Here is a 20,881-nt window from a genome sequence, read left to right as displayed (position 1 = left end):
GCAGTCATACCGACCCGCTAAAGCTGGAGGGCGCTGATGAGTAAGTCGCCTGAAGTTGAACGGGGTGGCACCTCGCGCTACAACCGCCACAACACCTCGCATCGCCTGAGCATCGCTGCGTATCGGATCATCACCGCCCAGTGGGACCGCGGCTTCGACAGCGACCAATGGGCCATCGTCAGTGAGCGGGTGATTGCCAGTTTGCGGGTGGTGCAGTCCGCGCCATTGATACTTAGGCTGGATTACCCGGATGAATGGGAGAGACCCTCGACCGTGGCCAAGGCCGCACTGGTCCTGGCTGTCGCCGTGCAAACCTACGACAGCGAGGGTGAGGCCCAGACGCATCTCTACCATTTGCGGCTGGACCCTAATGGCGGAGGTGTTTTCCCGGTGGCGCCCTTTGAGCCCCGATACGATACGGCGAAGTTGTTCACGGTCGATCCGCTGACACTGGAGGGCGCTGATGAGTAAGGCGCCTGAAGTTACCCTGCCCGAACCGCAGCTTCAGCAACCCAAGCAGGCGGGTGATGTGGAGCCGTTTCCCAGCGGTCGCATCACCTACTTGGCCCCATTGCCTTTACCTACACAGCTGCCGCCGCAATGTCCCTATGTGGGGGAGCTTAACGACGTTTATTTGGACTTTGGATTGGGTTCGCCGCAGGTGTTTTCATGGCAGGTCACCTTAGGCCTTCCATTCAACGGCTTTGTCATGACCGGTTTTTTGTTGCCGCTGATTTTGGGGTTGATGGTTATGTTGATGGGCGCGGAGTTGCCAGAGGTTTGGGAGGTGATCGCTGGTACGCACCGAGCTGGCTGGGGAATGACTGTGGGGGTCACCCTTTTTACTCTCGCCATGGCTCTCCTCATCTGGTTCTACATGCACAACAAATACGAAGAAGTCATCCCCACGCGCCTCAACCGTCAACGCCGTGAAGTCTGTTTCGTCCCCAACGACGAAAGCGAACCCGTGATCGTGCCTTGGGAATCGGTCACCGCCTGGGTGATTCAAGCCCAGGGCGCCAATCAATACGGTGTCCAACGTCAATACGGCATGGGCGTGGGTTTTTACCATGAGGCCAGCGGCGAGCGTTTTACCTTGGAGTTCGTCTGCCCCGCACTGCCCATCGCCATCAGCAACTGGGAAGCCATCCGCGCGTACATGGAGTACGAAGTCCACACCCTGAAAGAGATCACCGACCCCCTAGACCTGCAAGGCCCCGACGACCCGCCGCACGAAGGCCTGCACACCTTCCGCAACGCTCGCGCTCGCCTGCACCAGGAGATTCGAGACAAGCAGCGCGGCTGGGTCTATGGCTTCTTCTGGTACCTGTTCCACGTCATGACTTTCTGGACTTTGCCGTTTTACCTGACCGAGTGGGAGGTGGGTCGAGTCAAACGCATGGCCCGTCAGGCGTTGCCAGAAGTAATGCGCGACTGGTCGGAACCGCTGCCTCAAGCGCAATGGGCCAAGCCCAGCCCCGAATTGTTGCGCATGAGCGCTCAGGTCCGGGCGCTGCACACACGTCATCCACAACGCCCGATCACCGATATTTTCGCCGAGGTTTATCGCGCCGAGAAGTCGGGGAAGCGCAGCGCATGATGGGCAGTCATACCGACCCGCTAAAGCTGGAGGGCGCTGATGAGTAAGGCGCCTGAAATAACTCTGCCCGAACCGCAGCTTCAGCAACCCAAGCAGGCGGGTGATGTGGAACCGTTTCCCAGCGGTCGTATTACCTATCTGGCCCCACTGCCTTTACCTACACAGCTGCCGCCGCAATGTCCCTATGTGGGAGAACTTAACGATGTGTATTTGGATTTTGGATTGGGGTGGCCGGAAGCTTTTTCATGGCAGGTCACCTTGGGTGGCCCTTTTAATTGTTTTGTCGCGGCCAGCTTTGTATTGCCGCTGATTTTGGGGCTGATTGCTATGTCGGTCGGCGCTGGCTCATCCGAGGCTTGGGCAGTGGTCGTTGGAACGCACCGAGTTAGCTGGGGGTTGACTGTGGGAGTCAGCCTTTGTGCACTCGCCACGACCCTCCTTATCTGGTTCTACGTCCACAACAAATACGAAGAAGTCATCCCCACGCGTTTCAACCGTCAACGCCGTGAAGTCTGCTTCGTCCCCAACGGCGAAAGCGAACCCGTGATCGTGCCTTGGGAATCGGTCACCGCCTGGGTGATTCAAGCCCAGGGCGCCAATCAATACGGCGTCCAACGTCAATACGGCATGGGCGTGGGTTTTTACCATGAGGCCAGCGGCGAGCGTTTTACCTTGGAGTTCGTCTGCCCCGCACTGCCCATCGCCATCAGCAACTGGGAGGCCATCCGCGCGTACATGGAGTACGAAGTCCACACCCTGAAAGAGATCACCGACCCGCTCGATCTACAAGGTCCCGACGATCCACCCCACGAAGGCCTGCACACCTTCCGCAACGCCCGCGCTCGCCTGCATCAGGAGATTCGCGACAAGCAGCGCGGCTGGGTCTATGGCTTTTTCTGGTACCTGTTTCACGTCATGACCTTCTGGACCTTGCCGTTTTACCTGACTGAGTGGGAGGTTGGCCGGGTCAAACGCATGGCTCGTCAAGCGCTGCCAGAGGCGATGCGCGACTGGTCGGAACCGCTGCCCAAAGAACAATGGGCCAAGCCCAGCCCCGAGTTGCTGCGGATGAGCGCTCAGGTCCGGGCGCTGCACACACGTCATCCACAACGCCCGATCACCGATATTTTCGCCGAGGTTTATCGCGCCGAGAAGTCGGGGAGGCGTAGCGCGTAATTATGGTTACTCTGAAACCAACGCCTGCATCATCCCCCAGACGTTCATGTGGCACTTAAATCAACACCCGTGCCACACAAACGCGCGTTTACAGTCGGCTGTCAGTGAAACAACACGGCCGTTTTTTGCAGGGTGACCCACACGCCCCAAGTCAGCGGGATGCCTACCGCCAACCAGGCCGCGACGACCAGAGGCATGCTGGCAGGCGAAGCTTTCCACTCCAGCACGGTGGTGTGATCCGCACCGGCATCGTGACCGTAGGATTGCTCCACAGCCAACGCTTCGTCAGTCATGAAATGCTTATCGGCCACCGGACGAATCAGCAGGTTGCAGATAAAGCCCAGCACCAGTAGGCCCGCAAGGATGTACAGGGTGATGTCGTAGGCGTCAGCGCGTGCAACGCCGATGCTCAACTGATACTCACGCAAGTAGGTGACCAACACCGGACCCAATACGCCCGCTGCAGCCCAGGCAGTCAGCAGACGACCATGAATCGCGCCGACCATTTGCGTGCCAAACAGATCCGCCAGATAAGCCGGAACAGTCGCAAAGCCACCACCGTACATCGACAGAACCACGCAGAACGCTGCCACAAACAGTGCAATGCTGCCCAAGTGACTCAACGAAGGCACTGACGCGTAGAGCAAAAAGCCCAGAAAAAAGAACACGAAGTACGTGGCTTTACGGCCGATGTAATCGGAAAAAGTCGCCCAGAAGAAACGTCCACCGATGTTGAACAAGCTCAGCAAACCGGTAAAACCCGCAGCGATGGCAGCAATCTGCCCCAGTTGAACGGCGTCCAGTTGGCCATACGCCAAACCGTTGCCGAGCAATTTACCGGCGAACACTTCCTGCAGCAGTGGCGAGGCCATGCCGAGGATGCCGATGCCCGCCGACACGTTCAGGCACAGCACCAGCCACACCAGAGCGAACTGCGGAGTTTTCCACGCCACGCTAACGTGCACATGGCGGTGAGTAATCATCGCGTTGCTGGCTTTCTTTGCCGGAGCAGTCCAACCCTCAGGCTTCCAGCCGGTCGGTGGAACGCGGTAACCCAGGGCACCGCCGATCATGAAGACAAAATAGATCGCCGCCATCACCAGGAAGCTCTGCCACACACCAGCACCAGCGGGCGAAGCAAAATGGCCCATCAAGGCTGCAGCCAACGGTGCGCCGACCATTGCCCCGCCACCGAAACCCATGATTGCCATGCCGGTCGCCATGCCGCGCTTGTCCGGGAACCACTTGATCAGCGTCGAGACTGGCGAGATATAGCCCAACCCCAGGCCGATACCGCCGATCACACCGGAGCCCAGCCACATCAGCCATATCTGGTGGGTATAAATACCCAACGCGGAAATCACCAGCCCGCCGCACCAGCACAACGCCGAAACGACGCCCGCCTTACGCGGACCGGAATGCTCCAGCCAGCCGCCCCAAATGGCTGCGGAACAGCCCAGGAAGATGAAAAACAGGGTAAAAATCCAGCTCAGCATCGAAATCGGCCAGTCGCAATCCGATGCAAACACCTGGGCCAGGAAGCTCATGTTCGGCGCGCAAGCAACCGGCGCGGTCATGCCAATGGCTTTGGACAGCGGCAACCAGAACACCGAAAAACCATACGCCATGCCGATGCACAGATGGATGGCCAATGCTGCTGGGGGTACCAGCCAACGGTTGAAACCGGGCTTGGCGATGATGCGTTCTTTGGACAAGAACGCGGGCTGCGCGACAATGCCGCTCAGCGTAGCGTGTGTGTTCATTATTATTTCCCCGGATTGGATGTAGCTCGCAAGGCAATTACGTGTTTCACCCACAACCTTCCATGCACGCAGGCAACGCTTGTCTTATCGGCAGAGATCCCCCAGACGTGACAAAAAGACGCAGGAGGACTGACGATGGCCCAGAGGGTACCATCACGGCCTCTAAGGAAGGCTATATGCCAGCACCTTTATTCGCGCTGTCTGGCCCTAATGCCACTACGCTCTACACCACTCACGCTTGATCGAGGAAACGTAATGCCCATCGTCATTGAGTCCGTACATTCAGCCTCCTATCAGGATCAGGAAGATCTGCAGAAGATTTACCGCGATGCACCGGAGTGGCTGCTTGCACCGTTTGGCGATAGTCAGGCGTTGATCACCGCAGGCCTGAGCAACGGCAGCTTGCTGGCTGCTCGGTTCAATGACCGCCTGTTGGGTGCCGCTCGCGTGCAACGCCAGGGCAACGTCTGGCACCTGTCGCAGCTGTGCGTACGCAAGCTCACCCGGCGCCGGGGGGTGGCCGAACGCTTGCTGGTCGAGGCGCAAAGAATGGCTCATGAGGCGGGTTGTGAACTACGCCTGCTGGCGCCAGTCGGACAACTGGAGGCTCAGGCGCTGGCGGCTAAACTCGACTTGCAACTGGACGCGCAACAGGCCCTGAACCAAGGGTAAGTCACACCCGGAGGCATCGGCAGCCCGGTTACTGTTTGTGGAGGCTATACTCGCGGGCTAAATTTTGAATGATTCAATTACAAGGACTCGCCCATGAAAGCGTTCGGCAAAATCCTGGGTCTGGTTATTCTCGGGCTGTTGCTGATCATCGTGGCTCTGGGCTTTGCTCTGAGCCATCTGTTTGATCCCAACGACTATAAAGACGAGATTCGCCAGCTGGCACGCGACAAGGCCCACCTAGAGCTGACACTCAACGGCGACATCGGCTGGAGCCTGTTCCCCTGGCTTGGGTTGGAGTTGCATGACGCCAGCGTGGCGACCCTGACCGCCCCCACCAAACCCTTTGCCGACCTGCAGATGCTCGGGCTCTCCGTGCGCGTCCTGCCGCTATTGCGCCGCGAAGTGCAGATGAGCGATGTTCGGGTCGAAGGCCTCAACCTGACGCTGAACCGCGACGAAAATGGCCATGGCAACTGGGAGGACATTGGGCGTCCGGCACAGCCCGCAACGCCGCCCCCGGTTGAACCAGGCGCAGCCGGTCAGACTGCACAAGGCACGGCAACAACGCCGGAAAAAACCTCGCAACCGATCAAACTGGACATCGACAGCCTGACCGTCAACAACGCGCGCATCGACTTCAACGATGCCAAGAATGGTCGGCAATTCAGTGCCGAAAGCATTCAACTGAGTACCGGCGCAGTGCATGAAGGGACCAACATCCCGGTCAAACTCACCGCCTTCTTCAGCACTAACCAGCCGGTGATCCGCGCCAAGACCGAACTGGCCGGGCAACTGCGCTTCGATCGTGTGCTCAAACGCTACCAATTCGAAGACATGCGCCTGTCCGGCGAAGCATCGGGCGAACCGCTGGACGGGAAAACCCTGACCTTTGCTGCACAAGGGCAACTGCTGGTGGACCTGGCAGCCAACGTCGCGGAGTGGAACGGCTTGAAGCTCTCAGCCAACCAACTGCGCGCCTTGGGCGAACTGCACGTTCGCGACCTGGACAAGACACCACAGCTCAGTGGCGGCCTGTCCATCGCGCAGTTCAACCTGCACGATTTCCTCGAAGGTATCGGTCAACCGGTACCCGAGATGGCCGCAGGCAGCCTGAACAAGTTCGAAATGGTCAGCCGCCTCACCGGTAACCCGACCAGCGTGGCCTTCGAAGACCTCAACCTGAAGGTCGACGACAGCACCTTCACCGGACGCCTTGCCGTCGACGACTTCGCCAAACAGGCGCTACGCGTCCAGCTCAAGGGTGACACCTTCGACGCTGATCGCTATCGCCCGGGCAAGTCCGAAGCCGCCAAAAGCGCTGGCGCAGCACGTAAATCCGAAGTTGAGAGCACCCAAAGCCAGGCCTTTGCAGCGAGTGGCGGCACAACCCCGCTGCCGAACGCGCCGACGCAAGGCGCATGGAGCAACACCCAGCTACTGCCGCTGGAGCGCATGCGCACACTCGATGTCCAGGCTGATCTCAACTTCGGCACGCTGACCCTCAACAAGCTGCCGATCCAGAATGCCGTACTCAAAACCCAGGCCCAGGCCGGGCAGATCACCCTCGAAAGCCTGCGTGGCGATCTCTACAACGGCAATTTCGAAGTCAAAGGCAACCTTGACGTGCGCCCGGACATTCCGCTGATGCGCGTGCAAACCCACATCGCCAAAGTGCCGGTCGAACGCTTCATCCAGAGCAAGGACCAAACGCCGCCGGTCAAAGGCCTGCTGACCTTGAGCAGCGACCTGACCAGCAAAGGCAACAGCGAAAAAGTCCTGATCGACGGACTCAACGGCACCGCCAGCTTCATGCTCAACGACGGCGTGCTGGTCAACGCCAACCTGGAACAACAGCTTTGCCAGGGCATTGCCAAGCTCAACCGCAAAACCCTCGACAGCGAACCGCGCGGCAAGGACACCCCGTTCCAGCAGCTCAACGGCAATCTGGTCTTTCATAACGGTGTCGCCAGTAACCCGGACCTCAAAGTGGGCATTCCGGGGCTCACGGTCAAAGGCGATGGTGACGTAGACCTGCGCGTTCTGGGCATGGATTACCGCATCGCCATCATCATCGAAGGCGACAAGAGCGACATGCCCGACCCAGCGTGTCAGGTCAACGAACGCTACGCCGGCATCGAATGGCCCGTGCGCTGCCGTGGTCCTTTGGAACTGGGCGCCAAAGCCTGCCGCCTGGACAACGAAAAACTGGGCCAAGTCGCGGCGAAACTGGCCGGCGACAAGCTCCAGCAGAAAATCGAAGACAAGCTCGGCGATAAAGTCAGCCCACAACTCAAAGACGCCCTCAAAGGTCTGTTCAATCGATGAAACCCGAGCAGTTTTCAGCGGCCGTACTGGAATGGTATGAGCGTCACGGTCGGCATGACTTGCCTTGGCAACAGGGCATCACGCCGTACCGGGTGTGGGTTTCGGAGATCATGTTGCAGCAGACCCAAGTCAGTACCGTGCTCAATTACTTTGACCGGTTCATGGATGCGCTGCCGACGGTCCAGGCCCTGGCCGACGCGCCGGAGGACGAAGTACTTCACCTGTGGACCGGGCTGGGCTACTACACCCGCGCACGCAACTTGCAGAAGACTGCAAAAATCGTCGTGGCAGACCACGGCAGCGAGTTTCCCCGCAATGTCGAACAGCTCACAGAACTGCCGGGGATCGGTCTTTCTACCGCCGGTGCAATCGCCAGCCTGAGCATGGGCCTGCGTGCGCCGATCCTCGACGGCAACGTCAAACGCGTTCTGGCGCGCTACACCGCCCAGGAGGGCTACCCCGGCGAGCCGAAGGTCGCCAAACAGCTATGGGCCACGGCTGAGTGTTTTACCCCGCAGTCACGGGTCAATCACTACACCCAGGCGATGATGGACCTGGGCGCGACCCTGTGCACCCGGAGCAAACCGAGCTGCCTGCTCTGCCCCCTGGAAAAAGGCTGTGAAGCGCACCTGCTCGGGCTGGAGACTCGCTACCCGATCCCCAAGCCGCGTAAAACCATCCCACAGAAGCGCACGCTGATGCCGATGCTCGCCAACCGCGACGGCGCCATTCTGCTTTACCGGCGCCCGTCCACGGGGCTCTGGGGCGGCTTGTGGAGCCTGCCGGAGCTGGATCACTTCAGCGATCTGGAGCATCTGGCGAATCAACATGCCCTGGAACTGGGCAACCACCACGAACTGCCAGGCCTGATCCACACCTTCAGCCACTTCCAACTGAGCATCGAGCCGTGGCTGATACAGGTCGAAGAGTCCAGCCACCACGTGGCCGAGGCCGACTGGCTCTGGTATAACCTCGCCACCCCACCGCGCCTGGGCCTTGCTGCCCCGGTGAAGAAGCTGTTGAAACGCGCAGCCGACGTATTGAACGCAGGAGAGTTGTCATGACCCGCACCGTAATGTGCCGCAAGTACAAAGAAGAACTGCCAGGCCTTGAGCGCCCTCCGTACCCAGGTGCCAAAGGCGAAGATATCTTCAACCACGTCTCACTAAAAGCCTGGGGCGACTGGCAGAAACACCAGACGCTACTGATCAACGAACGTCGCCTGAACATGATGAACATCGACGACCGCAAATTCATCCAGGGCGAGATGGACAAGTACCTGTCCGGCGAAGAATACGCCCAGGCCGAAGGCTACGTTCCCCCAGAGAAATAAGCGTTTCCAGCAGGTAAGGGTCGTAAGCGACGGTAATAACTGAAATTTTTTTAACAACACGCTTGACGACCCCCTGAAAAACAAGTCTAATGCGCCCCGTTGCCCAGATAGCTCAGTCGGTAGAGCAGGGGATTGAAAATCCCCGTGTCGGCGGTTCGATTCCGTCTCTGGGCACCACCTTTCGTTTTCAGGTGGTGCCAAAAACACCTGAAAGCCCACAGACAACCCGCCTAGTGCGGGTTTTTTGTTGCCTATGATTCCCGAGCGGCCCCTTGTAAGCCCAAACAAATGGGGGCTTAATTGGTGGCCTATCAGTTCGGTCGAAAAATAGGCCCCCAGAATGGACGCAGCGCCCGACGGAAAAACGCTTGCCGCACTACAGCCCAAGGCAAGGCCGTACAAAACAACTATCGGCCAAGGGCTTTACCTGCTGGTCAATCCCACAGGCTCGAAACTGTGGCGATTCCGCTATCGCCTGGATGGGGTAGCAAAAAGCTTGAGCATGGGCGCCTACCCCGGAGTCACACTTGCGCAAGCGATCAAGGCTAGGGACGAAGCACGCGCCCTACTGAAAGCCGGTGACGACCCAAGCGCGGCACGCAAAGCTGAACGAACCGAGCGCGCCGCCCATAGATCAAGGGCAAAATCCTTTCGCTTAGTTATGACGCTGGAAAACTCGCTAACCATCGAAACACCCCGCCAGATTCTTAGCCTGACGCCTGAGCAGACCGCCGCCGTCCGCGCCTTCCTGCTGGCCGTCGAACCGGAGGGTGCCTCAAATGCCGCTTACTGACAGTGCCATCAAAACCGCCAAGTCCAAAGAAAAGCCATACAAGCTGAGCGACGCGCAAGGGCTGTACCTGGAGATAACCCCGAACGGCTCCAAGCTGTGGCGGCTCAAGTACCGGGTAGCGGGCAAAGAAAAGAAACTAGCCTTCGGCGCATATCCGGCGATCACCCTTTCACAAGCCCGCCAGCGCCGCGACGAAGCACGTCAGCAACTAGCCGAAGGCACCGACCCCGGAGAACAGAAGAAAGCCGCCAAGGTCGCACAGAAGGTCGATGGGCTGACTTTCGAGACGCTAGCGCGGGAATGGTACGACTACAACTCGCCACGATGGGCAGAGGCCACCGCCTACAAGGCCAAACTGTATTTGGACAACGACATCATCCCAGGCATCGGCGCCCGCCCGATAAAATCCATCACTCGGCCCGAACTGGTGGAACTGGTGCGCACGGTTGAGGCGCGGGGCACGTTGAATGCCGCTGGCAAGATCCGCCAATGGCTACACCAGATATTCCGATACGGCTTGGCAAGGGGCGTCGTGGAGGTAAATCCGGCCACCGATTTAAACGTGGTCGCTGCGCCAGCCAAAACCGTTCGCCATCACCCGCACGTCACCTTTGCCGAATTGCCCGAACTACTGGGCAAGGTCGAAGCCGCGAACATTCATACCCTGACCAAGCACGCCGTCCGACTGTTGACGCTGACGGCGGTTCGCCCTGGTGAGTTACGCCAAGCGCCGTGGTCTGAGTTCGACCTAGACACCGCGACCTGGACGATTCCGAAAGAGCGCATGAAAGCCCGCCGCCCGCATATCGTCACCCTGCCCCGCCAAGCCGTCGCCATCCTGCGCCAGCTCCACGAAATCACCGGGCGTTACTCACTGGTCTTTGCTGGCGCCAATCCTGAGCGCCCCATGAGCGAGAACACCATCAACAAGGCTTTACGGTTGTCCGGGTACGAAGGACGACAGACAGGGCACGGGTTCCGCCACCTGCTCAGCACCGAGTTGAACGGGCGCGGGTACAACAAGGATTGGATCGAGCGCCAGCTTGCTCACGGTGACAGCGACGAGATACGCGGCACCTACAACCATGCGGCCTATGTCGAGCAGCGCCGGGAAATGATGCAAGCCTGGGCTGACTCAATCGACGCCGTGTGCGTTGGCGCCAACGTGGTGAGCATCAAGCGAAAGGCTTAGCACCTAAGCGCAAGATATCCGCAAGTGCTGACCATTGGTTGGTTGTCGTGGGGCTTTGTTGGTAGCATGTTGCTATTAGCAACTCATGTATGCCCATACAGCCCTACTAATCGGTTAGCTCCCATGATGCGCAAGATTTATAAAAGCCTGCCATGGCTCAATCTAAGCCAGACAGCCGACTATCTGCGCATCATTACCGGCGCCAAAGTCACAGAGGACATCGTTCTCTGCTATTGCGCTGCTCGCAGCATTGAGGTTTTTATCAATGTTGGCATGGGGTGTTTTGGTACTGACGACGATGACTGGGATAGAGACGTGGCCGCTTCTGGCTACCATCGCCTGGATAACCCGGAAATTTTGACGCTGAAGCCAGGTCTTCAAGGGGCGTGCCTGTGCTTGCAAGGCGAGGTGATGGTATTTGGACAGGACGGGAGGAATACCAAAGAGCAGCTAAAATGGTTCACCGCGGCAAACGTAGATGATTACTCGCTAGCATTCCAAAATTTTCATGTAGAGGCTCTGGGCGACACGATCAATGCTGATGAGCTGGCCGCAACGGCAACAGAAGTCGAAAAGTTCAAGACAGCAGCCGAGAACCATAGACGGGGAAAAGAGCAGGTCCAGCTAGAGTTACAGGGTGCCATCGCAGAAATTGGCGATCTCAGATGTGAGATATCGAGACTCCATGACATATCTGCGCAAGCGTCTGAGTCACCGAAGAAATCCGCATACCTAGTGATTGCAGGCATGTGTGATTACATCATCAACTCATCTCGATCCAACCATACACAAGAAACAATCGTGGCCGAAATAGTCGATAAGGGCTGGCATGGCGCAGGTGAAACCACTATCAAGCACCTTTTGGCTGACTCCAAAAAGTTTGCCGAACAAGCCGAGTTAGCCGCGAGGTCCCGCGTTTAAGGTCCCTTCCCGCCGCATCGAAACTGATTTGCGCTGCGCCTGATTTGTTTTGCAATCACAAGCCCACGATTTGCAATTGCAAATCTGTTTTTTGCAATTGCAATGACTCTTCGATCACGCCACCCCAGCATTGCCATCGTCGATTACCCAAACCGCCCTGGAGCGACTAGACGATGACAGCCACTACCCACCCTATCCGCAAACAAACCGAACAGGCCGTTCTGGTCGCTGGTGATAAACCAGCAATCCAGTTCATCAAGCGCCAGAAAGTGGAAAGCATCACCGGCCTTTCCTGTACCGAGATTTACCGCCGCATCGCCGCCGACAACTTCCCAAAACAGGTCGTACTGGGGCCGAAGTGCGTAGTGTGGGTCGAGGCTGAAATTTACGGATGGATGAATGACCGCATCGCCGAAAGCCGAGCGGTGGCCTGACATGAAAAAAGACCAGCCTCTTTACCAGCCGACCAGCCCCTCGCATGGCGATATTACCACCCCCAAAGCACCGAGCAAGATCGCCCGCGTACTGGAACACATGCTGTATGACGGTAGCCTGATCCGGTTTGAAGCCGAACACCTGGGCGACCACTGCCTACATTCGACCATCAGCAGCTTGGCGAATGGCTACGGCCTGAAATTCGAGCGCCAGCTTGAACGCGTGCCTAACCACTGGGGCGAACCTTGCACCGTCACGCGCTACACCCTGCCAGACAGTGAGCGCCGCCGCGCCGTCAACGTGTTGCTGATGCTAGGCAAGCCCTTGAAGCAACGCCAGAAGGTGGCGGAATGACAGCCAAGATCATCAAGCCAATGGACGAAAGTAATGTGGGGAAATCACACGTTACCCTGATCCAATACAAGGGTGAGCTACGCATAGATAGCCGTTTGCTGGCCGAGCAGACGGGCAATCAACACAAGAACACCATGGAACTGATCGAGCGTTACCTTGGTAAGTTCAAAGAGTTTGGGCTTGTTCCGTTTCAAACGGAGGCAGTGAAAACGCTGGAGTCTCGCGGCGTTAAGCACATGAAGTTTTCCCTGCTGAACGAGGATCAAGCGTTCTTCCTACTGGCGCTGTCTCGCAACACTGATCGCGTCGTGGAGCTGAAGTCGAGTCTGATAATGGCATTCCGTGAAGCCCGTTACGGGCACGCCTGCCAGACGCTGGAGGCTCGCAAGAAGGAGGCGAGCCAGAGCGGTAGTCGGCTGGCTCATTGGCGCTATGACAAGCCAGGCATGCATCAGCACGTCGCCCACTTGAGGGAGCAACTGAAGCTGCCCCTCGCACTGGAAGAGGGGCGCCCATGAACACCACTCAATCATTCCCGAGTGTTGCCAAGTTCGCACATCGGCGGTATGGTGCGCCCGTCGCTGCAAAATCAGCGACTCGGGTTTGGCGACCCGGAAATGAAATTGACGCACAGGCGTCTATGATCCGAAAGCAGGCGCCTTTTGTTTGTCTGCAATTTCGCTCTATGACGGCTGTGCGTGGGAGATCTTCGGGTCTGCCGGGTTTCAATTTCCCCGGTTCGCCAACCTGCGCACAGCTGTCACCCTTAAATCGTTTGGCGACGATCCGTGGCAGCTCCAAAAATGAAATTGGAGCCGTAACTATGCAGTTCTCCCGCACTCAAAATCCGTCCGCAACATCCGGTAAAGCCGCCGCGCACCGCGCTATGGCAATCGCCGCACTTCATGCCGACTCATCCCTCTCCGTTCGCTTGAAACGCTACAACGCCCACATGGAACAAGCCCGCAGCCTGGAAGCTGTAGGCGGTGCCGCATGACCTGCCCTATCCAATCCGCCGCATCGCCCGTCGATAGCCCCCTCGACGATCTGCGCGACGTGCAAGAAATTCTTGTCATGCTCGCACTGGCTCTCTCAGTGATTGCCGCGCCAACCACGCAGCCGCTTGCGTCGAAAGTTCTGGCGACGTTCGCCCAGCACACCGCCATGGCCTGGGCCGAACTGCTCGAAGGCGTGATTGAGTCGAATGGGGGTGATCTGTGATTAAGCCGCTGATTACTACCGAGGAAGGATTCTCAGAGATTGGCAGTCAAAAAATCTTCAGCGTTACCCCCGGTATTAATGCTGAGTTCGCGCTAAACAAAGCGTCCGACCTCCTGTCTTGCGTCGCTGACAGCATCGAGCTTGCCGGTATGGGGACGCCGCTCAAGGGCAATCAAGCCTGGATGGCCTATCACACCATAGAGAGCGCTAAGGCGATCATTGACGCGCTGTGGGCCACATTGCAGTTCGATAGCCCTGACCCCGTAGAGGCTTAACCCACCATGAATAACCAAACCTGCAACACAGTGGGTGCGCTACCGGCTTGCCCGAAGAAAGTCGCCGAACTGTTTTACGTCACGCATCCGAAAGCGCCCAAGGCTTTGCTGGGGCCGTTCTTGAGCCAGGCCGACGCAGAGTGTGGGCGTGTCGTGATGCGCAGTGCCGACGCCGTAGTGACGGCCTGCCTCATTGATTCGCTGGACGATCTGACTTACTGGCACGCCGTGAATAACGGGCAAGTAGTCCGGGCCTTTGCTGGCGCTGATCGCCTGGAGGTGAATCATGAGTGACGTGACGCTCCTTTTCCGTGATGCGCTCCAGTCGGTTTTTGGGCCGCTCGACTTCCTGCCCGTGCCTGATGGGCAGATTCACCGTTTCCACGTCCCCGGCGATAAACCCGGCACCCTCAATGGTTGGCTTGTCCTGTACCTGGACGCTATCGCCTCGGGCGCGTTCGGCAGTTGGAAGTCTGGCGGCTCTAACACCTGGTGTAGCCGTGTGCCGGTCGACGCCCGTGAAGCCGAGCAGGTGCGCCAACGCATTGAGCAGGCCCGGCACCAGCGCGAAGCCGAACGCCGGCGGCGCCAGAAGAACGCCGCCGAATGGGCTTGTCGCTGGTGGAGTCACGCCCGCCGAGCCGACCCTGACCACGCGTATCTGGTCGCCAAGGGTGTACGTGGCCACGGCCTGCGCCAGCGCGGTGACGAGCTGCTAGTCCCGCTCTACGCCAACGGCCAGCTGGTCAACCTGCAACGGATTACCCCGGACGGCGGCAAGCGCTTCCTCGCTGGCGGCAAGGTCAACGCCAGCTATTCCACGTTCGGCACCATCACCCCTAATCGTCCGCTTTGTGTCTGCGAGGGCTGGGCGACTGGCGCAACGCTCCATCAGGACGGCGGCTACACCGTCGCCTGCGCGATGAACGCCGGCAACCTCAAACCGGTGGCGCTGGCGCTTCGTGCCCGGTACCCGAATCAAGAAATCATCATCGCCGGTGACGACGACAGGCGTACCGACGGCAACCCCGGGCGCGCCGCCGCCAATGCCGCCGCCGCTCTTGCTGGCTGTCTGGTGACCTTTCCCGAATGGCCCGCCGATGCGCCCGACACGCTGACCGACTTCAATGATTTGGCCGTATGGAGCAAAGCCCATGGCATCGCCTGAAAACAACGTCATCAACCTGCGCCCCGAGGCACCCATGGTTAAGCCTGAGCGCCCTTGCTGGGCCGTGTATGAGCACTGGGTGACGAACGAGAAAGGCCGCAGGCTGCGCCCCGGCGTGTATCGGCACGGCTTCAAGCGAGTGGCTGGCCAAGATGACAGCGACGACGATAACGATGGCGTCGAACGTCCCATCACGGATGAATGGATATCCAGCCCCGTGACCGTAGCGGCCCGGACGACCAACAGTGACGACGGCAGCGAAGGCCGCTTCCTGCGCCTGGTGACGGAGAACGGCATCAAGGAATGGATTATCCCAATGGAAGTGTTCGGCGGCAGTGGTGAGGACGCCAGGCGCCAACTGTTCGGGATGGGCGTGATTATCGCGCTCAAGAAACGTGGCGCGTTCATGGAGTACCTCCTAGACCAGCGCCCCGACCAAGTATTCGCAACCACTTGCCGCCCCGGCTGGCATGAGTCGGGCGCGTTCGTGTTGCCGGGCCGCACCATCGGCAGTGACAAGGTGCGTTATCAGGCCAGCGGCAAGGGACAGAACCTATTCAGCGTCCGTGGCGATCTGGAGAGCTGGAAAACCGAAGTTGCGGCCAAGTGTGAGGGCAACCCGGTACTGACGCTGGCGATTGGCTGCGCGCTGGCTGGCCCGTTGCTGAGTCTGGTGGGCGTATTGGGTGGCGGCGTCCACCTGGTGGGCGACAGCTCCAGCGGTAAGTCACTGGCGCAACTGATCGGTTCGTCAGTATGGGGTGACCCCGGCATATTCGCCGCCAGCTGGGACATGACCAAGGGCGGGCTGGAGATTGAAGCCTCGGGCCGCAATGACACCCTGTTGCCTCTGGACGAAATCAAACGAGCCGACCCCAAGCGCGTACAGGAAATGGCGTACTCGCTCGCCAACGGCCAGGGTAAAGGCACCATGACCCGTGAGCGTGAAGGTCGGGCCAAGCTGAGTTGGCGCCTGCTGACGCTCTCCAGCGGCGAACGCTCCCTGTCTGAACACGCGGCCATCGGCGGCAATGCGGCCCACGCTGGCGCTGAGTTGCGCATGGTGGACGTGAACGCCGGTACGCGCACCCACCGCGCTTTCGACGAATTGCATGGCCTGGCGGGCGCCGACTTTCACCGCCTGCTGACCGTCGCTGTCGCCGCACACCATGGGCACATTGGATCGGCATTCGTGGAAAAGTTGCTCGCCAGCGATGACCGGCCCGGCCTGCTGAAAGACTTCGCCGGTATACGCGCCAGCTTCGTCGAGGACAACGCTCAAGCCGGACGGGTAGCGGACAGGTTCGCCGTCATTGCGCTGGCCGGGGAAATGGCTATCGCCTATGGCCTGTTGCCCTGGACGCCTGGTAGCGCACTTGCTGACTGCCAGTTGCTCTATGGCGAGTGGCTGAGCCGTGTTGGCAGTGGCAATGCCGAAGACCGGCAGATCCTCGCTGGCATCCTGGACTTCATCGACAAGCACGGCAGTAGCCGATTCTCCGACGTGAACGACCAGACGCCCGACACCAAGGTGTTCAACCGGGCCGGGTACTGGGAGTTGTCCATGGGTAAACGGCTGTACCTGTTCAACAAGTCGGCATTGGGTGAGGCGGCGCCCGGCTACGGTCTGAGCCGTGTCGTCAAAGCGCTGGAGGGAGCTGGCGTTCTGGCGCGCCGTGACAACGAGCGGAAAACGAAGAACTATCGTCTCCCTGGTGGCGGCCAAGCCCGGCTGTATGTCGTCGATCCAGAAGCCGTGGACATGGAGGGTGGCGGCGTATGAATGGCACCCAAACACCACTTTCCCGGATTGCCCAAGTTCACAGGAACCTAGAATCACTGGCAACAGTGGCAACACCGGCAACGGCCTTGTGGAACGTGGCTTGTAGCCGTTGCCACCCTATAAAAAAAGTGGCAACAACTGGCAACACACACCTAAGTTTCAATATAAGAGACTTCGCCTACTGCCTGTTTTGGTTATCACTGTTGCCACAAAAAACCGAGTGGCAACAAAATGGCAGCATCGGCAACGGCTGGAGGCCATGGTTTACGGGGCTGTTGCCATTGTTGCCACTGTTGCCGGTGTTTTTGAAATCACAGGAACATGTGCTTGTTAAAAGTCCGGGGCGGGTGACGTCATGAGCCTGCTTTCCAGCCTGCTCGATCACATGCCGCCGACCATCGCTGGCGCCGACAAATCGACCATGGCGAATCGTTCCCCGGATCGTCCACGCCTGGTGCTGGTCAATCGCGCAGAGCGGCCAGTCCAATTACCGGCACGCACTTACACCAATTCCGCCATGGCAACGCCTGAGTGGCGCCATACCCGCGACCAATACATCAACCACCTTATGGCGTGTCGTTCCTGCTGCGCGCCCACCGGCCGCTACTGCGCTGCTGGCGCTGACCTGCGCGCCACTTATGACCGCACACCTATGGAGTCGCACCAATGACGCCGAACCTCATCATCGCGCTGTGCAACATCGGATTGAAGCCAAACACCAGCGCCACCACGAAACTCATCACCAACCGGCGTATTTGTCGCGTCGTTGCTCATCAACTCGACTCAATCCACAGCGAACGCCGTGCCATGCGCCGTGAAGCGGGAAAATTGAAAGCGTTTATGCCATTCACCCGGCAAGCCATTGCAGATCTGGAGCAGCGAGCGCAGGCACACCGAGAAGATGAGCGCAGTGGGGCGCGCCGCGTACTGACTGGGTTTGGACAATCACTGATGTTCGACCGCGAAGGGTTGGCCGATGCGCTGGGCTTCGACCGCATGTGCGACCTGATGAGCGTCAACCCGGTTCATCGCCAGCAAGCGCACAAGGACGGTGACACCAGTCTTCGCGGAGTGGCCTACCTATCCCAACTGGAGGACAGCGCCACCGGGTACGGCGGCGAATGGGGTGCCGGTGGCCCGCTGTATCGCGCCTGTAATGCCGCAATGATCCATTTCATCAAGGAATGCCCGGAAGACCTGCTGCCAGATCCGTTCGCGCCTGGTGAATTGTTCGGGCCGAAGTTACCGCCCGACCTGCGCATCGTCGGCAAATAAACCCTTCCCGTGTCGCGACACGTTTTCTTCAAACGCAAAACGTGTCGCGCACCACCAGAGCAACGCCACCGGGCATCAGCCCATTACCAGCGCCAGCGGCGCACCAGAGGTACGCATGACAAACCAACACAGCAATACCGCCCAGCAACCGCCCACCCACAAAGAGCGCTTTGCCGAGGCGTGCAAGGCCGCTGACTTTGCCAGCGACATTCGCATGGTTGGCGGCTATTTAGTCTGGGATGTTCAGTATGTTCAGGAGGGCCAGAAAGTGGTTATCGACGGCCCCTACTTCACAGAGGATGAGGCCAGAATCTCAGCCGACCTACTACGCGGAACGTTCCGTGGGGCTCGAGCCTATCAGGCCACTCACTGCTGGGCCTGGAACCCGGATTTTGGCCGAGAAAAGGCAATCCGTGACGATGCCATGGCATCCCGAATGATGCTGGCTATGCAGATCGGCGTCGAAGTTCCAACCCACAACACTGCCAACAGATAGGAGCCAACATGAGCGCATCAGCAATCGAATACAGACCAAAAACCCGAATCCTGCTCAGCGGCTCAGCCGCGAAGCTGTTCGGTCGGGAACACATTTACGAACTTTCAACCGGCAGCGTGCATGAGGTTGCGAAGGCAATCGATGTAAACCATCCGGGCTTCTTGAAGTACCTCGCAAACGCTAAGGCCATGGGCCTGGAGTTCGCCATCTTCCGCAACGGGAAAAACGTCGGTGAGGATGAGCTAAAGCTTGGGGGCGCCAGGGAGATCCGCATCGTTCCGGTGATATGCGGCAGCAAGCGCGCAGGCATCATGCAAACCGTCGTAGGAGCGGTGCTGATCGTCGCGGCTGCATTCATCACCGCCGCATCAGGCGGCACGGCCACACCGCTTACAAGTGCGATGGCTGCTACTGGTTGGGCCATGGCGATTGGCGGCGTGATCCAAATGCTCAGCCCTCAAGCTGGCGGCCTAAAAACCAGCGCTGCGCCCGAGAACACACCGGGCTACGCATTCGGCAACGCCAAAAACACTACCGCTTCCGGAAACCCTGTGCCGCTGTGCTACGGCAAGCGGAGGGTGGGAGGCGCGATCATCAGCGCGGGGATTTATGCTGAGGATCAGGTATGAGTGAGCGAATTCGAGAAATCCGCCTGGACGGAGCGCTAGGTAAGCGCTTTGGCAAAGAGCATCACTTGGCAATTAACTCAGGCCGGGAGCTTATGCGCGCGCTTGGCGTTCTTCACAAAGGCTTCAATCAATACATGATCGAGTCGAAGGACAAAGGCATTGTGTTCGCGGTTTTCTACGGTGGGCGCAACATCGGCGTGGATGAATTGGGTGATCCGCCAGGAAATGGGGTTATCCGAATTACTCCTGTTGTACAGGGCAGCAAGAACAGTGGCGGACTGCAAACAATCGTCGGCATCGCACTGGTAGCGGCGGCAAGCTATTTCTCTGGCGGGTTGGCCGCCGGAGCGGGTGCTACGTCGCTGTTTGGCACTACGACTGGTGCTGTCTTTGGATCAATCGGAATGTCGCTTGCCATGGGCGGTGTGGCTCAGATTATGACTGGTACGCAAAAAGGTCTCAGCTCGTCCGAATCAGCCAACAACACACCCAGCTATAACTTCTCCGGCATCAAGAACACCACCACCCAAGGCAACCCGGTTCCGCTCTGCTACGGCGAGATGACCGTGGGGTCTGCTTGCGTGTCGGTTGGCATCGTTGCCGAGGATAAGCAGTAGCCAAGCCGGAAACTCAACCTCACAGGGCAGCCGTCTTCGGGCGGCTTTCATCATCGGCAGTCGCATTCATTGATCGCCGATGCCATGTACACCCATCGCGAATCAAACTCCATGACCGAACCCAAAGACAATACCGACGTGCTGAAGGTAACGCCGGAAGGAAGCGAGACACATGGGCAAACCCTGGCCCGCGCCCACGTCATGCCGGAAAACCTTAGCGCGGCTGTATTGGTCAGCAGCGGATTGGTAAACGTGCCCGTCACTGACCTCGCCCGCGAGCTGCGCCGACAGACCGAGGCAGTCAACAAAGGCGACCTGACCCGAGCCGAGAACATGCTATTGGCTCAGGCCCATACCCTGGACGCACTATTTGCCAACCTTGCCACGCGGGCAATGAAATCAAAGCATATGGAAAATCTCGATACCCTTTTCCGGTTAGCCTTCAGGGCGCAGAACCAGAGCCGCGCCACATTGCAGACTTTGGCCGAACTCAAGGCGCCCAAGCAAATTGCTTTCGTGAAGCAGGCGAACATCGGTCAAAACGTACAAGTGAACAACGGCGGTTCCGACGCGCACATGCGCACAAGGAACCCCAAAAAGGCGCAGAACGAACTATTGGAGGCAGAACATGTGCAACGGCTGGACACCCGAGCGACGAGCACGGCAATCGGCAATGATTCGGAGCTGGCAACCGTGGGCAAACAGCACAGGCCCGACGACCGCCGAAGGTAAGAAAGCATCATCGCGCAATGCTTGGCAAGGAGGGTTCCGTCCATTCATGCGCGACCTATCAAGGCAATTGCGAGATCAGGAGAAGGCACGAGGCGAACTTATAGGGTGATCGCCCACCGAA

27 protein-coding genes and 1 tRNA gene are annotated in these 20,881 nt (G+C 58.8%); 27 read left to right on the top strand and 1 reads right to left on the bottom strand.

The features are described from left to right. Positions 1 to 36: 36 nt before the first annotated feature. From RHM55_RS16320 to RHM55_RS16310, 3 genes are read left to right on the top strand one after another with little or no spacing between them, the layout of a single operon-like run. Positions 37 to 471, top strand: a complete 435-nt coding sequence (locus RHM55_RS16320; RefSeq protein WP_322177355.1) for a hypothetical protein — start codon at positions 37 to 39, stop codon at positions 469 to 471. Next, the gene (locus RHM55_RS16315; RefSeq protein WP_322177354.1) at positions 464 to 1,600 is read left to right on the top strand and encodes a hypothetical protein; all 1,137 of its coding nucleotides are present in this window, start codon (positions 464 to 466) and stop codon (positions 1,598 to 1,600) included. Before RHM55_RS16320 ends, RHM55_RS16315 begins: the two co-directional genes overlap by 8 nt. Before the next feature lie 39 nt (positions 1,601 to 1,639). Further along, the gene (locus RHM55_RS16310) at positions 1,640 to 2,776 is read left to right on the top strand and encodes a hypothetical protein (RefSeq protein ID WP_322177353.1); all 1,137 of its coding nucleotides are present in this window, start codon (positions 1,640 to 1,642) and stop codon (positions 2,774 to 2,776) included. A 101-nt stretch (positions 2,777 to 2,877) separates the two neighbouring features. On the opposite strand, the gene RHM55_RS16305 is transcribed toward RHM55_RS16310, so the two are convergent. Next, positions 2,878 to 4,539 carry an OFA family MFS transporter gene (locus RHM55_RS16305; RefSeq protein WP_322177352.1) on the bottom strand — a complete coding sequence of 554 codons (1,662 nt, stop codon included), beginning with the start codon at positions 4,537 to 4,539 and terminating at the stop codon, positions 2,878 to 2,880. A 255-nt stretch (positions 4,540 to 4,794) separates the two neighbouring features. On the opposite strand from RHM55_RS16305, the gene panM reads away from it, so the two are divergent. The 24 genes from panM (at position 4,795) to RHM55_RS16185 (ending at position 20,760) form a co-directional block, all read left to right on the top strand. Beyond that, on the top strand, positions 4,795 to 5,211 hold the full coding sequence (gene panM, locus RHM55_RS16300; RefSeq protein WP_322177351.1) for an aspartate 1-decarboxylase autocleavage activator PanM: 417 nt from the start codon (positions 4,795 to 4,797) through the stop codon (positions 5,209 to 5,211). A gap of 93 nt (positions 5,212 to 5,304) precedes the next feature. Continuing rightward, on the top strand, positions 5,305 to 7,536 hold the full coding sequence (locus RHM55_RS16295) for an AsmA family protein (RefSeq protein WP_322177350.1): 2,232 nt from the start codon (positions 5,305 to 5,307) through the stop codon (positions 7,534 to 7,536). Beyond that, the gene (gene mutY, locus RHM55_RS16290; protein WP_322177349.1) at positions 7,533 to 8,600 is read left to right on the top strand and encodes an A/G-specific adenine glycosylase; all 1,068 of its coding nucleotides are present in this window, start codon (positions 7,533 to 7,535) and stop codon (positions 8,598 to 8,600) included. The genes RHM55_RS16295 and mutY overlap by 4 nt, the downstream gene beginning before the upstream one ends. Then, complete coding sequence (locus tag RHM55_RS16285; RefSeq protein WP_219063674.1) at positions 8,597 to 8,869, top strand: oxidative damage protection protein; 273 nt, start codon at positions 8,597 to 8,599, stop codon at positions 8,867 to 8,869. Before mutY ends, RHM55_RS16285 begins: the two co-directional genes overlap by 4 nt. A gap of 101 nt (positions 8,870 to 8,970) precedes the next feature. After that, positions 8,971 to 9,046 (top strand) — tRNA-Phe (locus RHM55_RS16280). A 163-nt stretch (positions 9,047 to 9,209) separates the two neighbouring features. Next, positions 9,210 to 9,662, top strand: a complete 453-nt coding sequence (locus RHM55_RS16275) for an Arm DNA-binding domain-containing protein (protein WP_322177348.1) — start codon at positions 9,210 to 9,212, stop codon at positions 9,660 to 9,662. Next, positions 9,649 to 10,854, top strand: a complete 1,206-nt coding sequence (locus tag RHM55_RS16270) for a tyrosine-type recombinase/integrase (RefSeq protein WP_322177347.1) — start codon at positions 9,649 to 9,651, stop codon at positions 10,852 to 10,854. Before RHM55_RS16275 ends, RHM55_RS16270 begins: the two co-directional genes overlap by 14 nt. Positions 10,855 to 10,977: 123 nt before the next feature. After that, positions 10,978 to 11,775 (top strand): hypothetical protein, encoded by a 798-nt coding sequence (locus RHM55_RS16265; protein ID WP_322177346.1) that lies wholly within the window; start codon positions 10,978 to 10,980, stop codon positions 11,773 to 11,775. 173 nt (positions 11,776 to 11,948) lie between these two features. Further along, positions 11,949 to 12,209 carry an AlpA family phage regulatory protein gene (locus RHM55_RS16260; protein ID WP_322177345.1) on the top strand — a complete coding sequence of 87 codons (261 nt, stop codon included), beginning with the start codon at positions 11,949 to 11,951 and terminating at the stop codon, positions 12,207 to 12,209. Position 12,210: 1 nt separating this feature from the next. Further along, entirely contained in the window at positions 12,211 to 12,564 is a 354-nt protein-coding gene (locus RHM55_RS16255; RefSeq protein WP_322177344.1) for a hypothetical protein, read from the top strand. Next, positions 12,561 to 13,082 (top strand): Rha family transcriptional regulator, encoded by a 522-nt coding sequence (locus RHM55_RS16250; protein WP_322177343.1) that lies wholly within the window; start codon positions 12,561 to 12,563, stop codon positions 13,080 to 13,082. The genes RHM55_RS16255 and RHM55_RS16250 overlap by 4 nt, the downstream gene beginning before the upstream one ends. Positions 13,083 to 13,387: 305 nt before the next feature. Further along, entirely contained in the window at positions 13,388 to 13,561 is a 174-nt protein-coding gene (locus RHM55_RS16245) for a hypothetical protein (RefSeq protein ID WP_322177342.1), read from the top strand. Next, entirely contained in the window at positions 13,558 to 13,785 is a 228-nt protein-coding gene (locus tag RHM55_RS16240) for a hypothetical protein (RefSeq protein WP_322177341.1), read from the top strand. The genes RHM55_RS16245 and RHM55_RS16240 overlap by 4 nt, the downstream gene beginning before the upstream one ends. Then, complete coding sequence (locus tag RHM55_RS16235) at positions 13,782 to 14,060, top strand: DUF3077 domain-containing protein (RefSeq protein WP_322177340.1); 279 nt, start codon at positions 13,782 to 13,784, stop codon at positions 14,058 to 14,060. The genes RHM55_RS16240 and RHM55_RS16235 overlap by 4 nt, the downstream gene beginning before the upstream one ends. A 6-nt stretch (positions 14,061 to 14,066) precedes the next feature. Then, positions 14,067 to 14,354, top strand: a complete 288-nt coding sequence (locus RHM55_RS16230) for a hypothetical protein (RefSeq protein ID WP_322177339.1) — start codon at positions 14,067 to 14,069, stop codon at positions 14,352 to 14,354. Continuing rightward, a complete protein-coding gene (locus tag RHM55_RS16225; protein WP_322177338.1) occupies positions 14,347 to 15,228 on the top strand; it encodes a toprim domain-containing protein in 882 nt (293 codons plus the stop codon). Before RHM55_RS16230 ends, RHM55_RS16225 begins: the two co-directional genes overlap by 8 nt. Further along, the gene (locus RHM55_RS16220; RefSeq protein WP_322177337.1) at positions 15,215 to 17,011 is read left to right on the top strand and encodes a DUF927 domain-containing protein; all 1,797 of its coding nucleotides are present in this window, start codon (positions 15,215 to 15,217) and stop codon (positions 17,009 to 17,011) included. Before RHM55_RS16225 ends, RHM55_RS16220 begins: the two co-directional genes overlap by 14 nt. Continuing rightward, complete coding sequence (locus RHM55_RS16215) at positions 17,008 to 17,370, top strand: hypothetical protein (RefSeq protein ID WP_322177336.1); 363 nt, start codon at positions 17,008 to 17,010, stop codon at positions 17,368 to 17,370. The genes RHM55_RS16220 and RHM55_RS16215 overlap by 4 nt, the downstream gene beginning before the upstream one ends. Beyond that, complete coding sequence (locus RHM55_RS16210) at positions 17,367 to 17,681, top strand: hypothetical protein (protein ID WP_322177335.1); 315 nt, start codon at positions 17,367 to 17,369, stop codon at positions 17,679 to 17,681. The genes RHM55_RS16215 and RHM55_RS16210 overlap by 4 nt, the downstream gene beginning before the upstream one ends. Then, positions 17,678 to 18,286: a hypothetical protein gene (locus tag RHM55_RS16205; RefSeq protein ID WP_322177334.1), complete on the top strand. Its 609-nt coding sequence runs from the start codon at positions 17,678 to 17,680 to the stop codon at positions 18,284 to 18,286. Before RHM55_RS16210 ends, RHM55_RS16205 begins: the two co-directional genes overlap by 4 nt. Before the next feature lie 115 nt (positions 18,287 to 18,401). Beyond that, positions 18,402 to 18,782, top strand: a complete 381-nt coding sequence (locus RHM55_RS16200) for a hypothetical protein (protein ID WP_322177333.1) — start codon at positions 18,402 to 18,404, stop codon at positions 18,780 to 18,782. An 8-nt stretch (positions 18,783 to 18,790) separates the two neighbouring features. Further along, positions 18,791 to 19,411, top strand: a complete 621-nt coding sequence (locus tag RHM55_RS16195; RefSeq protein ID WP_322177332.1) for a tail assembly protein — start codon at positions 18,791 to 18,793, stop codon at positions 19,409 to 19,411. After that, positions 19,408 to 20,028, top strand: coding sequence for a tail assembly protein (locus RHM55_RS16190; RefSeq protein ID WP_322177331.1), 621 nt, complete (start codon positions 19,408 to 19,410; stop codon positions 20,026 to 20,028). The genes RHM55_RS16195 and RHM55_RS16190 overlap by 4 nt, the downstream gene beginning before the upstream one ends. A gap of 111 nt (positions 20,029 to 20,139) precedes the next feature. Then, entirely contained in the window at positions 20,140 to 20,760 is a 621-nt protein-coding gene (locus RHM55_RS16185; protein WP_322177330.1) for a hypothetical protein, read from the top strand. Positions 20,761 to 20,881: the final 121 nt, after the last annotated feature.

It is taken from the genome of Pseudomonas sp. MH9.2, from assembly GCF_034353875.1.
Taxonomy (GTDB): Bacteria; Pseudomonadota; Gammaproteobacteria; order Pseudomonadales; family Pseudomonadaceae; genus Aquipseudomonas.
This window is presented reverse-complemented; position numbering and strand designations above follow the sequence as displayed.